Raw genomic sequence first — 17397 nt, 5'->3', positions numbered from 1 at the left:
TAAGTTACGGTTGTAAAATATAATAATAAGAAAGAGGATATGGTATTTAATATTGTATCCTCTTTTTCAGTTTATAATTTCTAGCTATAGGAATTATAAGTTCCTTCAGTTCTTTTTTTATTAGCACCTTTACTTATGTAAGAGCCTTCAATAAGATTTTTATAGCCTTTTTTAGAAATTATAGATTTAATATAATCAATATGTGGACATCTATCATAATGATAGTTATCAGTTGCCATGCAAGATGATAAATGTATAACAACTTCATCTTTTTCAATATTGTTTTTTACTTTAAGTTTTTTAGATAGATGTTCTAATTTAGCAGCAATACTTTTTCCACAGCATCCACCACAGGTAAATGAGATATACTTAGTAGAATCAGAATAACTTTCAAAAACACCATCTTTGTTGTAGAAAGCATTTGTACAAGCAAAACCACTACAACGGTTGTGAGCAATGTCACATTGAATAATAACTACATATTTTTTGTCCATTTATTTTTAGCCCCCTTTAGAAATAATTGCATAAGATAATTCCTGATTTACATGCATTGACTTTTATATAAGACAATTATACAATCAATCTGTAATTGGAAAAAGTGCCAGTTTTATATGATTTATAGGATACAGTTTACTCGTGGGGGTGTGTTAATGAAAATGATTATTGTAGAGAATAATTCATCTAAACCTTTATATATGCAGATTTATGAAGCATTAAAGAAGGAAATAATTTCGGGAGAATTACCTAAGGGTTATAAGCTAACATCTACACGCAATCTTGCAGAAACACTAAAGGTTAGCAGAAACACAGTAGAAAATGCTTATCTACAGCTATCTTCAGAAGGCTATATTTCAAGTAAAGCTGGGAGTGGGTTTGTTGTTGAAAAATTGGATAATACTATAATTTCTAAATTAAACGAACAACGACTAAAGAGTAAGGATGATAATAATAAAATTCAAAAAACGAGCACTGATAGAATTTATCAATATGATTTTCAATATGGGAATTTAAGCTCTTCAAATTTTCCAATACAATTGTGGAGAAAAATATCTAATAAGTGCTTATCAACCATAAGTACTGAGGATATTATGTCATATAATTCGAATAAAGGTGAAGTAGAATTGCAAATAGAAATTATGAATTATTTGAACAAATCTAGAGGTGTTTATTGTAGCTCTGAGCAAGTAATCATTTCTTCAGGAATTGGTCAATCTCTAAGTTTATTATGCCAACTTTTTCGAAGTGATTCAAATCAGATTGCAATTGAAGATCCAGGATATAATGGTGCAAGAAACATATTTATTAACAATGGTTATGAAGTTATACCCATTGGATTGGATGAGGATGGAATAAAAATTGAGGATCTGGAAAATAGTTCTGCAAAAATAGTGTATGTAACTCCATCGCACCAATTTCCAACAGGAGCTGTTATGCCAATTTCAAAACGACTGAAATTGTTAGAATGGTCTGTAAGAAGAGGCGGAATTATAATTGAAGATGATTATGATAGTGAATTAAGGTATAAATCTAGACCTATTCCAGCGATACAAGGTATAAGCGGTGCAGAAACTGTTGTATATATTGGCACATTCTCAAAATCGTTATCGCCGAGCCTGCGTATGGGTTATATTGTATTGCCTAAACCGTGGGTAGATATTTATGATAAGTGTTTTAGTAGATATCATGCGTCTGTTTCATTAGTTCAACAAAGGATACTTCAACAGTTTATGTCTTTAGGATATTGGGAAAGGCATTTACGGAAAATATGCATTTCTAATAAAAGAAAGCATGATATACTGATTAATACAATTAATGAGTTAATAGGAGAGAAAGTTATAATTCACGGAAAAAATGCAGGTTTACATATAATATTAGAATTCAATAATGGACCGGATGAGAAAGGGTTAATAGATAAGGCAGAATATTATGGAGTTAAGGTTTACCCAGTATCTGCATTTTGGATGAGACAAGAAAAGTATACAAATAATATGGTTTTATTGGGATTTGGCAATATGTCAGAAAGTGAAATTGTTGAGGGAGTAAAAGCGCTTGTTAAGGCATGGTCATTGTAAAGATAATTTTCAGAGTTAATAATTAAGGATAAATTATTATTATATTAAATAAATTATATATATTTGAGTTTCTTGATTTAATTTCAAGGAACTCATTTTTGTTGATATTATTGGTAACTAGGGAATAATGATAATTTTTCAGACAACTTTGAAATAAGTGTTTAGTATTGGCAACAATATTCGATAAAAAAGTAAGCACCATTTGAAAATTATGTAATTACTTATGAGTGTGATTTATACAGATATATGTTTAGATACTAATTATGATGAAATATCATAATTAAAATATATTTAAATTGTGTTAGGGGGAGATAATATGTTTAAAAATATAAAATTAGGGACAAAAATAATCTCATTGTTAATTGTACTTGTTATATTATCCGTATCAGTAATAGGGGTATTATCGACAAATTCTCAAGTAACTGCAATCAATAATAATTTGACCTATACTACAAAAGAACTATCAACAGGATTAAGTGAACAGATAGATGCATTTATATCAAAGCATATTTCTGTACTGGAAGGAATAGCGGTTACTAATGATTTAAGGTTATATAATCCTCAGGATCAAAAGACACTTCTAGAGGAAGTTAATAAGAAAGAGTCGGATTTTGCTCTTATATTTGTAACAGACACTAATGGACAGCAAGTGGCAAGGTCAGATGGAAAAGATAAATTCGATAATATGTCTGACAGAGATTATTTTAAGGCTATATCATCAAATAAGAAAACTGTTGTTAGTGATGTGTTGATTTCTAAAACGACAGGAAAACCAGCAATAGTTATAGCTATTCCAATTATTGATAGTGACGGTGAGTTCAAAGGTATATTAGGTGCAACGTTAGATTTAAGTGTACTAGAAGAAATGAGAAGTAAGATTACTATTGGAGATACTGGATATGCTTTTATAACAGATACACAAGGACAAATATTAGCGCATCCTGATAAAAAAATGGTTGAAGAACGAAGCAATGTCTCAGATGTGGAAATAGTTAAGAAGGCTTTAACGAGAGAATCAGGAGCTCAATTATATGATTATAACGGGGTGAAGGTATTTGGTAGTTATACTAATGTACCAACAACAGGATGGGCTGTTGTTGTTAGGCAAACTCAAGAAGATGCTTTTTCGTCAATTACTCAAACTCAAATAAAAATGGTTAGTATATCAGCACTTATTTTAGTAGTTACTATTATAATCGGATTTGTTTTATCAAAAAGCATGATAAAGCCATTATTAGTTTTAAAAAAGGCGGCTGAGCAATTAGCTCAAGGGAATTTAGCCTATGATTTCAAAATTACTTCAGGTGATGAAGTAGGAGATTTATCAAAAGCATTTATGGAGATGAGGGAAAACTTAAAGAATTTAGTTCAACAAATTTCCTCAGCATCTGAAAATGTAACAATATCAACCAGGGATGTATTAAATTCATCTAAGCAAGCTGAGGTTGTATCTAATCAGATTGCAGAAGCAACAAGTCAATTAGCATTGGGAAGTGATGAACAGGCTAAAAGCGTTGAAAATGCATTTGGTTCAATTAATAAAATTGTAAGAACTATAGAAGAGATTGCAGGTAGTAGTAATCATTCACTTGAATCTTCATCAAAAGCTGAGAAATTAGTTAAAAGCGGTGTAGAAATTGTTAAAGAGCAAGATGTTAAAATGGATGAAAGCACTACTGCAGTTGAGCAAGTATCAAAAGTAATTTTTAATTTAAATGATAAAACTGTTCAGATTGGACAAATCATAGAAGTAATAGAAAGTATATCAGAACAAACTAATCTATTGGCGCTGAATGCTGCTATTGAGGCGGCAAGGGCTGGAGAACAGGGAAAGGGATTTGCAGTTGTTGCTGATGAAGTTAGAAAGCTTGCAGAAGAATCGCAAACATCCATCGGAAAAATTCAAACAATTATTAAAGATATTCAAAATGCTACAAAGACAGCCGTGGATAGCGCTAGATGTGCAACAGAAGCTATCACCCAACAAAATGAAGCGGTCCAAAATACTTCTAGAATTTTTGAGGATATTTTAAGGATTGTAAATGAAATTGCTAGTGAAATACAAGAAATTTCAAGTTCAACTGAAGGTGTAAAAGGTGATGGAGAAAATATTCAGCAGGATATGGAAAGAATCTTAGCAGTATCAGAGCAAACGGCAGCAAGTACTGAGGAAGTAACAGCATCTACAGAAGAGCAAACAACTTATAGTGAAAATATAGTAGTAGAAGTTGAGAAATTGAATAAAATGGCAGATGAATTAAAAGGCTGCATCAGAAGATTTAGTATATAATATTTTTAAAAAGAGGATTTCCTTAGAATGGAATCTTCTTTTTTTATAATTACTTAATACCTTAGAATTAGCAACATAAAAACTTCAGTATGTATACTTTTTTAGGCAAAGCACCTGAAAATGATAATAAAACCAATAATTCTGATTAAAATATAGAACGCCTCAATAACAAGAATTGAGACGTTCTATGAAGAATAATTATGCAAATAATGCTACGAATACTAAAGTTAGAGTACTTACAAGTTTTATAAGTACATGAAGTGATGGACCAGCGGTATCCTTAAATGGATCACCTACTGTATCACCGACAACACTGGCTTTGTGTGCTTCTGAATTTTTACCACCATGTTCTCCTAGCTCAATAAGTTTTTTAGCATTATCCCATGCACCACCACCATTATTTAAAAATAAAGCCATAATAACACCAGTAATCGTAGTTATCATTAGAAAACCAGCAGCAGATTCTTTACCTAAAATAATTCCAACTAGTACAGGGGCAGAGATTACTATTATTCCTGGAAGTATCATTTCTTTTAAGGCTCCTTTTGTAACAATATCAACACAACGAGCATAATCAGGTTTTGATGTTCCTTCCATTATACCTGGAATTTCTTTAAATTGTCGCCTAACTTCAAGTATTACATATTGAGCAGCTCTACCAACAGCACTTATTGCAGTAGAGCTAAATAAGAATACTATCATAGCGCCTATAAAACCTCCAATAAACACTTCAGGTTTTCCAATATCTACTGAAAACCATGAATCTAAAGGTTTACCAAGTATTCTCTTTACTTCATCTAAGTATGCAGAAAATAATAGGAACGTTGCTAGAGCGGCAGATCCTACTGCATAGCCTTTTGTCAATGCTTTTGTAGTATTACCACATGCATCTAATCTATCAGTTATAATTCTAATTTCTTCAGGAGCACCAGACATTTCTGTAATCCCACCTGCATTATCAGTTATTGGACCGAAGGTATCCATAGCAAGGATATAGGTACATGTTGAGAGCATTCCCATTGTCGCAATCGCTGTACCGTATAATCCTGCATTTGCAACACTTGGTAATGCCAATTCGCTTAACTTATAAGATATAAATATACATATAGAAATACATATTACAGGTAGTGCAGTCGATTCCATTCCAACCGATAATCCGGTTATTATGTTAGTTCCAGCACCAGTTTTAGAAGCAGTTGCGATATCTTTTACAGGCTTATGTGTTATTGAAGTATAATAATCTGTTATAACTACAAATACATAACTAAGTAGTACTCCAGCAACGGCACACCCATATAAATAAATATAATTTACAGTACCTCCAGTTGTAAGTGATCCACTCAACATATTTTTCACTACGAAAAATAGAAGTACTAGGTTAATTAGTGAAGTTACAACAAATCCGTTTTTTAGTGCTTTCATCGGATCATCAGAATCATTCTTCACTTTAACAGAAAATATTCCTACTATTGAGGCCACAATACCTAGGGCACGTGCAACAAGAGGGAATAGTATTCCTTTCCAACCAAAAATAGGATAAAGTGCGACACCAAGAATCATAGCACCTATATTTTCAGCGGCAGTCGATTCAAAAAGATCAGCACCTCTTCCAGCGCAATCACCAACATTATCTCCAACAAGATCAGCAATAACAGCTGGATTTCTAGGATCATCTTCTGGGATACCAGCTTCAACTTTTCCAACGAGGTCAGCACCTACGTCTGCAGCTTTTGTATATATACCACCACCAAGCTGTGCAAAAAGTGCAACAAAGGAAGCACCAAATCCAAATCCAATGATGAGAGATGGCGCCTCTTTTATTAAGGTATCATTTCCTGAAAATCCTCCATATATTAGGAATAGAGAAGCAACACCTAAAAGAGATAGTGCAGTAACAGCTAGTCCAGTAACAGCGCCACCTTTTAGAGCTATCTGAAGAGCATTATTTAGACCATTTTTAGCGCCAGCAGCAGCTCTTATGTTTGAATTCACAGCCATATACATACCAATATAACCAGATAAAGCAGAGCAAAATGCACCAGTAATAAAGGCTATACCAGTATGTAGGGATATGGATATAGCTAAGCCAGAACCTTTTGATATGTTACCTAAATAATTAGATAGTATAATTAAAAATAAAGCTAGAATGGATAGAATAAATATAGTTTTATACTGTCTTTTAATAAATGCCATAGCACCTTCTCTAATGTACGTTGATATTTCTTGCATCTGACTAGTACCTTTGTCTTGAGAAAATGTGTACTTAACTAAATAAACAATTACAATAAGTGAAATAATTATGACACTATAGATAAGAATTAAATATGGTACCATTTAAAACATCCCCTTTATTTTTTTGAAATATAAATATTATACATTTATATTATACAATATAATATTCAGAAAATTACAAATATTTTTATTTTTTATATAATAAACATGGTATGCATTAATATGGTAAGTAATACAAAATAAATAGATATCTAAAGAACATAAGCAATTCTATAGATATCTACTTTACTTTTGTTAAGAGAGCTGTTATTCACAAATAAGAATTTCATAAAATAATAGTTTGATTTTTTTTATAAATAGCAAGAGAATATACTTTGCTAGGATAAACAAAAATTTTTATTTAGAACTTAGGATTTATTTCATCTCTTTGAATTCTTCTTAGGTCCTTTAATCTTAAATGAGTTTTTTCTCTTATAGTAGCAAAGCGTTCGCCATCAATCATCATTTTCTTAGCTTTATCATGTAACATTTTTTTTTCTTCTTCGCCCATAAATATGACCTCCTATTAATACTTTTAGTATACCTATAGTTTGTCTTATAAATAAAAATATATTCATTTTTATATTCTCTAATTTACATGAATTTTACATAAATAATATATTAATTTAACTTTACAATACTATGATAGTAATTAAGAGTAGGGATGTGTACGACAAATATTATATTCATTGGGATTATAAAAGGTCTTATTCTATAATTCATAGCAGAGGGTGTGAAATGAAAAGATGGAAATATTGATGAATGATTTTTATGGGCAAGAATATGAAAAGAATGAATATGAAGAATTCTGCAATATAATTGAAAATGCTAATATAAAATCTGTTTTTCAACCAATTATTTCTCTTATAGATGGGAGTGTGATGGGGTATGAAGCATTAAGTAGAGGTCCAAAAAATTCACACATGAAAAATCCAGAGATACTTTTGAATATAGCTAGAAAGTTCAATAAGCTATGGGAGATTGAAGAATTATTTCGATCTAAGGCATTAGAAAATATTTCAGAAAAAAACATAAATGCAAAAATATTTTTAAATATTAATCCCAATATTATTGATAGCTCAAAATTTAAAAATTCCTTTACAAAAGATTATTTAAAAAAATATCATCTTAGCTCTGATAATATAATTTTTGAGATAACGGAAAGAAATGATATTAATGATATGAGCAGTTTTAAAGAAACCATTGAAGATTGGAAAAATCAAAAATATAAAATAGCTATTGATGATGCAGGATCAGGTAATTCAGGATTAAATAGAATAGCACATATTAACCCACATTACATTAAATTAGATATGGAACTTATTCGTGATGTTGATAAACATTCTACGAAACAAGCAATAATTAAAAGTATGCATGAATTCTCAAAATTAACAAATTGTAGTTTGATTGCGGAGGGAATAGAAACAAAGGATGAGTTAAGAACTCTTGTGGATATAGGAGTTCAGTATGGGCAAGGGTATTTTATTCAAAAACCAGAGGCATCTATACTTCCAATTAAAAATGAAGTTATTAATTTAATAAAAAAGTTAAATATAAAAGAAGATAGTCAATATGGGTATAATATAGCTAATGTGTATATTAGTAGTATAGCTAAAAAAATAGAAATAGAAGAACCAGATATTTTAGTTTCTGATATTGATTCTAAGTTTAAAAAAAATCAAGACTTATTAGGAATATGCATTGTAGATAATGGTTATGTAAAAGGAGTCGTAACAAGGAATTCGTTTTATAGCAAATTAGGGTGGCAGTATGGATATAGCTTGTATTCATCTAAAGCCATATCAAATATAATGAATACTAATTTCTTGAGTGTTGATTATAAAATGCCGATTGATATGGTAATAAAGCTTGCAATGGCAAGATCTAAAGATACATTGTATGATCATATTACTGTAACCAAAGATTCGAAGTATTATGGAATGGTAACAATAAAGGATTTAATTGAAAAGACAATAGAAATAGAAGTGGATAATGCTAGACATTCAAATCCACTTACAGGTCTTCCGGGTAATGTTATAATTGAGCAAAAGCTTGAAAAGTGTATATTTTCAAAAGAACAATATTGTGTATTGTATTTTGATATTGATAATTTTAAACCTTATAATGATGTATATGGATTTGAAAATGGTGACAAGATAATAAAACTTTTAGCAAAGGCAATAAGCTCGAATATTTCATGCAGGGACTTTATTGGACATATTGGTGGTGACGATTTTATTGTTATAGTAGGATATTGGAAAGCGGAAAAACTATGTAAAAAAATAATAAATGATTTTGATTCAAATACATTAGAGTGTTATGATGAGAAGGATATTAATAATGGATATATAACAGCTCAAAATAGGCATAGTATAGTAGAGAAGTTTCCACTAGTATCTGTATCTATAGCAGGATTAACTAATAAGAGAAGGGAATTTGAAAGTGTACATGCATTAGCCAAAGAATCAAGTAAGCTTAAGAAAAGATGTAAACAAAATAATGGAAGCTGTTACTTAATAATTTAATATATATTTAAATAAGTTAGCCTAATTCCTAAATATAATAAAGATGAGAGCAGGTAATTTTTATAACTACCTACTCTCATTTTTATTGTATTTATTTAAATTAGCCTCAAGAAAACCAATAGGTTTATTCTCCAAGATAAGCGCTCTTAATACTCTCATCATTAAGAAGCTCTTTTGCATCTCCAGACTTAACTATTTTACCAGTTTCAAGAACATAAGCTCTATGTGCAATAGCAAGCGCCATATTAGCATTTTGTTCAACTAAAAGTATGGTTGTTCCAGATTTATTTATTTCAACAATGGTATCGAAGATATCTTTAACGACAAGAGGCGCAAGCCCCATAGAAGGTTCATCAAGAATAAGCATTTCCGGCCTATTCATAAGTGCCCTACCAATCGCAAGCATTTGTTGTTCGCCACCAGAAAGAGTACCAGCTTGTTGTTTTTCTCTTTCCTTCAATCTTGGAAATTTAGAAAATACCATCTCCATATCTTGTTTAATTCCAGCTTTATCTTTTCTAAGGTAAGCGCCTAATTCAAGATTTTCTAAAACGCTTAATTGAGGAAAAACTCTTCTTCCCTCTGGTACATGAGAAAGTCCTAAAGAAACTATTCTATTCGCAGGAACTTTGTTTAATGAAGATCCTTTAAACGTAACAGTACCTGATTTTAATGGCTCTAATCCTGATATAGCTCTAAGAGTTGAGGTTTTACCAGCACCGTTAGCACCGATTAAAGTAACTATTTCACCTTGTTTAACTTCAAGGGAGATATCTTTTAGAGCTTGGATTACTCCATAGTATAGATTAATATTATCTACTTTTAACATTTCTCTAAGCCCCCTCTCCAAGGTAAGCTTCAATTACCTTAGGATTGTTTTTGATTTCATCAGGGGTACCTTCAGCAATTTTCTTTCCGTAATCAAGAACTGCTATTTTATCACAAATACCCATAACAAGTTTCATGTCATGCTCTATTAGAAGAATCGAAATATGATATTTATCTTTAATCCAGTTTATAAGTTCCATAAGTTCAATTGTTTCTTGAGGATTCATTCCAGCAGCCGGTTCATCTAATAATAATAAAGATGGTTCAGCGGCTAGAGCTCTTACTATTTCAAGTTTTCTTTGTTCTCCGTAAGGAAGGTTACTAGCTAATTCATCTTTTTTTGAATCAAGAGAAAAAACTTTTAACAACTCAATGCTCTTAGCTGTAATATCTGCTTCTGTCTTTCTAAACTTAGGAGTTCTAAATATAGAATCAAAAAGTGAATATTGAATTCTATAATTAAAACTTACTTTTACATTATCAAGAACAGTTAATCTAGAAAATAGACGAATGTTTTGAAAAGTTCTAGCTATTTTCTTTTTTGTAATATTATAAGGCTTAAGACCTTGGATTCTTTCTCCAAGGTAAGATATAGTACCTTGAGTTGGAGTATAAACACCTGTTAGCATATTAAATACAGTTGTTTTTCCAGCACCGTTAGGTCCTATAAGGCCAACAATTTCTTTTTCATTTATAGTAAGATTAAAATCGGAAACCGCCTTTAATCCACCGAATACAATTGATAAATTTTGAACATCTAACATTGAGTTAAACCTCCTCTCTGTCCTTTGATTCTTTTTTAGGTAGTAACTTACTAAATATTTTAAACGATACTTCTTTATCACCTAATAATCCTTGTGGTCTAAATATCATAAGAACTATCAGTGCTAATGGGTATATTATCATTCTATAATCGCCAAGACCTCTAAGAAGCTCTGGTAAGAAAGTTAATATTATAGTTGCTATAATTGAGCCAGATAATGACCCCATTCCTCCAAATACTACGAAAGTTAAGTAATCTATTGATTTATTAAAATCGAATGATACTGGTTGTATATAGCCCATATAGTGAGCGTATAATCCGCCAGCAATACCAGCAAAAAAGGCACCAATAATGAACGCCATCATTTTATATTTAAATGCATTTATACCCATTGATTGAGCAGCTATTTCATTTTCACGAACAGAAAGCATTGCTCGACCCTGTGATGAATGAATTATGTTATATATTACTAGAATAGTAATAACCATTACTAAAAAGGCTATACTGAAGGTTGTTTTCTTTGGAATACCTGTAAAACCACGGGCACCACCAACAGCATCAATGTTCATAATAACTATTCTTATGATTTCACCAAATGCCAATGTGGTTATAGCAAAATAATCACCTGTAAGCTTTAATGTAGGATAACCTATTAAAGCAGCGAATATACATGCAATTATTGCTCCAATAAGTACTGAAACTAAAAGCGGCATGCCTGCTTTTTGAGTGACTATAGCTGATACATAAGCACCAATTGACATAAAACCGGCATGGCCTAAACTTAACTGTCCTGTAAATCCAACAATTAAGTTTAGAGAAACAGCTAAAATAATGTTAATCAAAACTAATGTGATAATTCCCATATAATATGAGTTTATAACTTTTGCACTCATTAGCCCGAATAAAATTGCATATGAGATTAAAGTGCCTATTAAAGTGAATAGTATCTTTTTATTTGAAAAATTCTTCATATCAACGCACCTACACTTTCACATTGGCCTTTTTGCCTAATAGACCAGCGGGCTTAATCAAAAGTATTATAATAAGAATTGCAAAAACTATTGCATCAGAGAAATTAGTTGATATATAGGCCTTAGAAAAAGTCTCAAGCAATCCAATAGCAATTCCACCGATAAGAGCTCCTGGAATACTACCAATTCCACCCAATACTGCTGCAACGAAAGCCTTAAGGCCAGGCATAACACCCATGTAAGGAGTTATACTAGGATAAGAGATTGCAACTAAAACTCCAGCTATACCAGCCAATGCAGATCCTATAGCAAATGTTATTGAAATAGTATTATTAACGTTTATTCCCATAAGAGAAGCGGCTTCCATATCTTGAGAAGAGGCTCTCATGGCTTTTCCAATTTTAGTTTTATAAACTATAAATTGAAGTAATATAACTAGAGCAGCAGATACTGCAAACATCAATATTGTTTTAACTTCAATCTGAATAGGTCCTATATTTATTGTCCCAGCATTGATTAAATCAGGGAATGGTTTAGGATTTGAACCAACATTAGCTCTCATAACATTTTGCAAGAATAGAGAAACTCCGATTGCTGTGATAAGCAAAGTTATTCTTGGAGAATTTCTTAGTGGCTTATACGCAATTTTCTCTATAATAATGCCTGCCAAAGCTGAAGCTACCATAGCAATTAATAATGTTGGAATTAATGGTAATTTTAGCGTTGAAGCAGAATAGAAGCCTGCGAAGGCTCCTATCATATATATTTCACCATGAGCAAAGTTTATTAGTTGTATAATTCCATAAACCATTGTATAACCTAATGCTAGGAGGGCATATACGCTTCCTAAAGCCAATCCATTTATGAGCTGTTGTAAAAATTCCATTGTATATTCCTCCTTTTAAGTATTAAGGGTTAACTTTACCAGCTAAAATTTTCTTGTCTCCATCAACTTTAATTATTGCAGCACTTTTTATAGCACTTCTTTCACTATTAAATTTGATGTTACCAGTAACACTGTTCATTTCCATACCTGCCAAAGCTTCTTTAATTGCAGTACTATCTGTCTTGCCAGCTTTTTCAATTGCTTTAACTAGAATTTTAGCAGTATCATATCCAAGAGCTGCAAAAGCGTCTGGTTCTTTATTATATTCTTTTTTATAAGACTCAACGAATGTCTTTACAGCGCTATCTGTATCTCCTGAATAGTAGTGATTAATGTATAATGCACCATTTACAGCATCTCCACCAATTTTAGTTAATTCTTCTGATTCCCAACCGTCTCCGCCAAGTAATTGTGATTGAAGTCCCATTCCTCTAGCTTGTTTTGCAATAAGACCAACAACGTTATAGTAATCAGGTAATACTATTATATCTGGATTTAAACTTTTAATTTTAGTTAATTGAGCTTTAAAGTCAGTATCTTTATCATTATAAGTAAGGAATTCACCAACTTTTCCACCAGAAGCTTCAAATTTTGATTTAAAGCTATCAGCTATTCCTTTTGAGTAATCTGAACCAGCATTATATAATACTGCAGCAGTTTTTGATTTTAGAGTCTCATTAGCATACTTTGCAAGAACATCTCCTTGGAAAGAGTCAACAAAACATCCTCTAAACATGTATTCTCCACCAACATTTGTTATAGTTGGCTCTGTAGCTGTTGGTGTAATCATAGGTATTTGTCTTGATGTTGCATTTGGAGCAACTGCAAGTGTTGCACCTGATGTAACAGGTCCGAGTATAGCACTTACTTTTTCATCATCAACTAATTTGTTGAAAGCCTGCATTGCTGAGTTAGGCTCAGCCTGATCATCTTCAAAAATAAATTGAATTTTTTTACCGCTGATACCGCCAGCACCATTAACTTCCTTTTCTAATAATTGAGCACCTTCTTTTACAGATACACCATACGTTGATGCTGCTCCAGATAAAGGTCCAATAGCACCAATTTTAATTACATCTCCTGCACTACTTGTACCAGAGTTACCCCCTGTTGAATTTCCGCTACAGCCAGCAAGAAAAGTCATAGCCATAACAGAAGCTAAAATTCCAGAAACTAAATTCTTTTTCATAATTATCCTCCCTTTTTGCCATAAGCAATAATATCAAAATAATAATTTGTTCCGTGATATATTAACAAAATAATATATTACAAATATTTATATTATGGATATAATAACATACCAAATGAATAACTACAAGAATGATATTTAATATTTTATATAAAAAATAATAAATATAGACTGAAAACAGTATCACAATACATAAGGTGACCTAAAAAGATACATTATTTAAAAAATGTGTAGTAAATAGAAAAACATATAATAAAATTATAAATAGTAATTGTATAGCTACATTGTGATAATATTGAATTAATGCGATATGAGCAGATCTCATTAATAATTTGTATTATTACTAGAAAGTTTAAATAATTATATTAAAGTAAAGAGGTTGAAGATAGTTGATTAGAAAAGAAATAGAAAATAAGCATAGCCAAAATAGTAATATTAAAAGAAGATATTTTTATGCTATTAATTACCCAGTATTTGAAGAAGATTTATGCAAGATGGAGATGAGAAGTCTTTTTAACCAAACTCCGGATGAAAAGTTTTTATTTTCGAATACATATATAAGTGCTTCAAGAAGTCCTTTTATAAAAGAAATGATATCAATAATATATGAAGAAGATTCATTGGAAGATATTCTTAGAAGTATTACAAGGGATAGATTGGCTTACAATGATTTTAAGGTATGTTATATAAAAATTGAAAACGGGGATATAGGTTACGAGGAAAGATTAAGAAGTATAAGTAAAGTTGGATTTGTTATAACAGGCGAACCTCAAATGCATAATCCCCAAATTATAATTGGGATTACGAAGGTTAATGGAAGATGGATACTAGGAGAGTATGAGAGAAATGACTACGAGTGGCATATTCATGATAAGAAGCCTTATTCATATTCAAACTCTTTAAGTTTAAGAGTGGCTAGAGCATTAGTAAATATAGCAGTAAAAAATGATTTGAGTTGTAAACTAATTGATCCTTGTTGTGGGATAGGTACAGTTGTTATTGAAGCTATGTCAATGGGAGTTAATGTGTTAGGGTATGAAATCAATAAGAGCATTGCGGAAAATGCTCGAAAGAACTTAGAATTCTTTGGATATAAAAATGTTATAACTAATGAAGATATGAATAATATAGAAGACAAATATGATGTTGCTATTATAGATTTGCCATATGGATTATTTACGCCAACAACAATTGAGGAACAAACATCTCTTATTAAAACTGCTCGCAGGATCAGTAAAAGATTAGTTATAGTTACTTTTGAAGATATGGATGAGTACATTATAAATGCAGGTTTTAATATCATTGATAGATCATTTGTTTTAAAAGGTAAGTTTAAGAGATATATAAGCATTTGTGAGTAGGTAAAACTAAGGTTGTATAAATGATAATTAATAATTACCTAAAATGTATGGGTACATTTGCATTGTATCCATACATATTTTATTATAATTAGGTAATTAAAAAAGGGGGCGTTATACAATGGAGAGAAAATTAGTGAATAAGAATCTTGCTCAAATGTTAAAGGGTGGGGTAATCATGGATGTTACAAATAAGGAAGAAGCAATCATTGCAGAAAGGGCTGGGGCGTGTGCTGTAATGGCTCTTGAAAGAGTTCCTTCCGATATAAGAAAGGAAGGCGGAGTGGCAAGAATGTCAGATCCAAAGATGATAAAAGAAATTCAACAGGCCGTATCAATCCCAGTTATGGCTAAAGTCAGGATAGGACATTTTGTAGAATCTCAAATTCTAGAAGCACTAAATATAGATTTTATTGATGAAAGTGAAGTACTTACACCAGCTGATGATAAATATCATATAAATAAAGAAGAGTTTAAAGTTCCGTTTGTTTGTGGTGCAACTAATATAGGTGAGGCACTAAGAAGAATTGGCGAAGGTGCATCAATGATAAGAACTAAAGGAGAAGCAGGAACCGGAGATGTGGTGCAAGCAGTTAAGCATATGAGAACTATGAATGAAGAAATAAAAAAAATACAAAGTGCATCAAAGGAAGAATTAATGACTTTGGCTAAGACTTATAGTGCACCATATGATTTAGTTAAATATGTTTGGGAAAATGGGAAGCTGCCAGTTGTAAATTTCGCGGCAGGTGGAATTGCAAGCCCTGCGGATGCAGCACTTATGATGCAACTAGGAAGTGAAGGAGTGTTTGTAGGTTCGGGTATCTTTAAGTCTGACAATCCGGAAAAGAGAGCAAGAGCAATAGTTCTTGCTACTACTTATTATAATGACCCGGAAAAATTAGCAGAGGTTTCTACTGATTTAGGTGGAGCAATGAGTGGAATTTCAGCACAAGAGATTCAAACCCAATTCGCTGAAAGAGGTTGGTAATATGAATGTTGGGGTTTTGTCGTTTCAAGGTGGCGTAATTGAACATTTAAACCAAATAAAAAGACTAGGACATATTGGTGTTGAAGTAAAAAGGGAAAAAGATTTAGGTATTATTGATGCAATAATATTGCCAGGGGGAGAGAGTACAACCATAGGCAGACTTCTAAGAGTAACGAAGCTTATCGAGCCACTAAAGGAAAAGATAAGGAAAGGACTGCCTACATGGGGAACATGTGCAGGAATGATATTATTAGCAAATGAAATCGAGGATGAAGAATCGAAATATCTTGAACTTATGAATATTAAAGTTAGAAGAAATGCATTTGGAACACAGAAAGATAGCTTTAGAACACATAGAATAGTAAATGAAATTTCAGAAGAGAAACTGGAGCTAGTTTTTATAAGAGCGCCGTATATAAGTGAAATAAAAGGAAATGCAAAAATTTTATGTAAATTGGATGATAAAATAGTAGCAGCTAAGCAGGACAATATTATGGCAACATCTTTTCATCCTGAATTGACAGATGATTTAAGATTTTTGAATTATTTTTTGAAAGGTAATTGGATGAAGAATAAGTAATGTGAAAGTAAGCCATAACATATAAGAAGAAATTACTAAGAATTCATTAACAGATAATAAAATCTTTTTGCATGCTTTTTTAGTAGTTTTCTATCTGATTAGATAGAAAACTACTAAATATATGAGTACATTTATCATAGCAAATGTTTGGACTCTAGAAGTGGATATAAGATATAAATCAGTTTTATGGGTTAATAGTGTTAATAATGATAGTTAACTAAGCCTAGTGTATCAATAATAGAATAATGTAGAAAAACAGAGAATAATATGGGATTAAGAATATAAGCTGAGTATATGATGATTTTAGTGAAAATCAGTAGAAGCGCATATGGTAAGATAAAACACGTCGCTGAAAGACACAAGCCAAACAACTTAAAACTGAAAGAATAACTGAAAATGAAGTTCAAAAAGTTTTTAAAAAAAGTTGTTGACAAGTTTTGAATGCGATGCTATACTGAATAAGTTGTCAGAAACGACAGCAAACAACAAAAGATTACAACAGTAGTTGTAAGAAAGAAAAATTGGTCTTTGAAAATTGAACAGAATATATATAAATACATTTAAGTAAACCAGCAATTCTTTATTTGAGTAAGCTAAGATTAAACTTTTTATTGAGAGTTTGATCCTGGCTCAGGACGAACGCTGGCGGCGTGCTTAACACATGCAAGTCGAG

14 protein-coding genes and 1 rRNA gene are annotated in these 17397 nt (G+C 31.4%); 7 read left to right on the top strand and 8 right to left on the bottom strand.

Going from position 1 to position 17397, the window contains the following annotated elements; genetic code table 11:
• Nucleotides 1–80 precede the first annotated feature (80 nt).
• Nucleotides 81–494: a CGGC domain-containing protein gene (locus tag D2A34_RS25620; protein ID WP_079441261.1), complete on the bottom strand. Its 414-nt coding sequence runs from the start codon at nt 492–494 to the stop codon at nt 81–83.
• A gap of 162 nt (nt 495–656) precedes the next feature.
• On the opposite strand from D2A34_RS25620, the gene pdxR reads away from it, so the two are divergent.
• Nucleotides 657–2072, top strand: coding sequence for a MocR-like pyridoxine biosynthesis transcription factor PdxR (gene pdxR / locus D2A34_RS25615; protein WP_119368287.1), 1416 nt, complete (start codon nt 657–659; stop codon nt 2070–2072).
• Between the two features lie 316 nt (nt 2073–2388).
• On the top strand, nt 2389–4362 hold the full coding sequence (locus D2A34_RS25610; protein ID WP_119368266.1) for a methyl-accepting chemotaxis protein: 1974 nt from the start codon (nt 2389–2391) through the stop codon (nt 4360–4362).
• 198 nt (nt 4363–4560) lie between these two features.
• On the opposite strand, the gene D2A34_RS25605 is transcribed toward D2A34_RS25610, so the two are convergent.
• Entirely contained in the window at nt 4561–6696 is a 2136-nt protein-coding gene (locus D2A34_RS25605) for a sodium-translocating pyrophosphatase (RefSeq protein WP_079441259.1), read from the bottom strand.
• Between the two features lie 298 nt (nt 6697–6994).
• Complete coding sequence (locus tag D2A34_RS26985) at nt 6995–7144, bottom strand: hypothetical protein (RefSeq protein WP_182629467.1); 150 nt, start codon at nt 7142–7144, stop codon at nt 6995–6997.
• A 235-nt stretch (nt 7145–7379) separates the two neighbouring features.
• Here D2A34_RS26985 and D2A34_RS25600 point away from each other — a divergent pair, with 235 nt between their 5' ends.
• Entirely contained in the window at nt 7380–9158 is a 1779-nt protein-coding gene (locus D2A34_RS25600) for a GGDEF domain-containing protein (protein WP_119368265.1), read from the top strand.
• 124 nt (nt 9159–9282) lie between these two features.
• Here the strand turns inward: D2A34_RS25600 and D2A34_RS25595 are convergent, their stop codons facing one another.
• Genes D2A34_RS25595 through D2A34_RS25575 form a run of 5 tightly spaced genes read right to left on the bottom strand, consistent with a single transcriptional unit; the run spans nt 9283 to nt 13795 of the window.
• Nucleotides 9283–9987, bottom strand: coding sequence for an ABC transporter ATP-binding protein (locus D2A34_RS25595; RefSeq protein ID WP_079441257.1), 705 nt, complete (start codon nt 9985–9987; stop codon nt 9283–9285).
• A gap of 4 nt (nt 9988–9991) precedes the next feature.
• A complete protein-coding gene (locus D2A34_RS25590) occupies nt 9992–10750 on the bottom strand; it encodes an ABC transporter ATP-binding protein (RefSeq protein ID WP_079441256.1) in 759 nt (252 codons plus the stop codon).
• A gap of 4 nt (nt 10751–10754) precedes the next feature.
• On the bottom strand, nt 10755–11720 hold the full coding sequence (locus D2A34_RS25585; RefSeq protein WP_079441255.1) for a branched-chain amino acid ABC transporter permease: 966 nt from the start codon (nt 11718–11720) through the stop codon (nt 10755–10757).
• A gap of 10 nt (nt 11721–11730) precedes the next feature.
• Entirely contained in the window at nt 11731–12606 is an 876-nt protein-coding gene (locus D2A34_RS25580) for a branched-chain amino acid ABC transporter permease (RefSeq protein ID WP_079441254.1), read from the bottom strand.
• A 22-nt stretch (nt 12607–12628) separates the two neighbouring features.
• Nucleotides 12629–13795 carry an ABC transporter substrate-binding protein gene (locus D2A34_RS25575; RefSeq protein WP_119368264.1) on the bottom strand — a complete coding sequence of 389 codons (1167 nt, stop codon included), beginning with the start codon at nt 13793–13795 and terminating at the stop codon, nt 12629–12631.
• Nucleotides 13796–14187: 392 nt separating this feature from the next.
• On the opposite strand from D2A34_RS25575, the gene D2A34_RS25570 reads away from it, so the two are divergent.
• The 4 genes from D2A34_RS25570 to D2A34_RS25555 all read left to right on the top strand — a co-directional run.
• On the top strand, nt 14188–15156 hold the full coding sequence (locus tag D2A34_RS25570; protein WP_419261565.1) for a TRM11 family SAM-dependent methyltransferase: 969 nt from the start codon (nt 14188–14190) through the stop codon (nt 15154–15156).
• A gap of 118 nt (nt 15157–15274) precedes the next feature.
• On the top strand, nt 15275–16144 hold the full coding sequence (pdxS, locus tag D2A34_RS25565) for a pyridoxal 5'-phosphate synthase lyase subunit PdxS (RefSeq protein ID WP_119368263.1): 870 nt from the start codon (nt 15275–15277) through the stop codon (nt 16142–16144).
• 1 nt (nt 16145) lies between these two features.
• The gene (gene pdxT, locus D2A34_RS25560) at nt 16146–16724 is read left to right on the top strand and encodes a pyridoxal 5'-phosphate synthase glutaminase subunit PdxT (RefSeq protein WP_079442450.1); all 579 of its coding nucleotides are present in this window, start codon (nt 16146–16148) and stop codon (nt 16722–16724) included.
• A 607-nt stretch (nt 16725–17331) separates the two neighbouring features.
• A 16S ribosomal RNA gene (locus tag D2A34_RS25555) occupies nt 17332–17397 on the top strand; the annotation flags it as partial.

Source organism: Clostridium chromiireducens, assembly GCF_003575225.1.
GTDB lineage: Bacteria > Bacillota > Clostridia > Clostridiales > Clostridiaceae > Clostridium > Clostridium chromiireducens.
The sequence above is the reverse complement of the archived record's forward strand: the minus strand, read 5'-3'. Positions and strand labels throughout refer to the sequence as shown.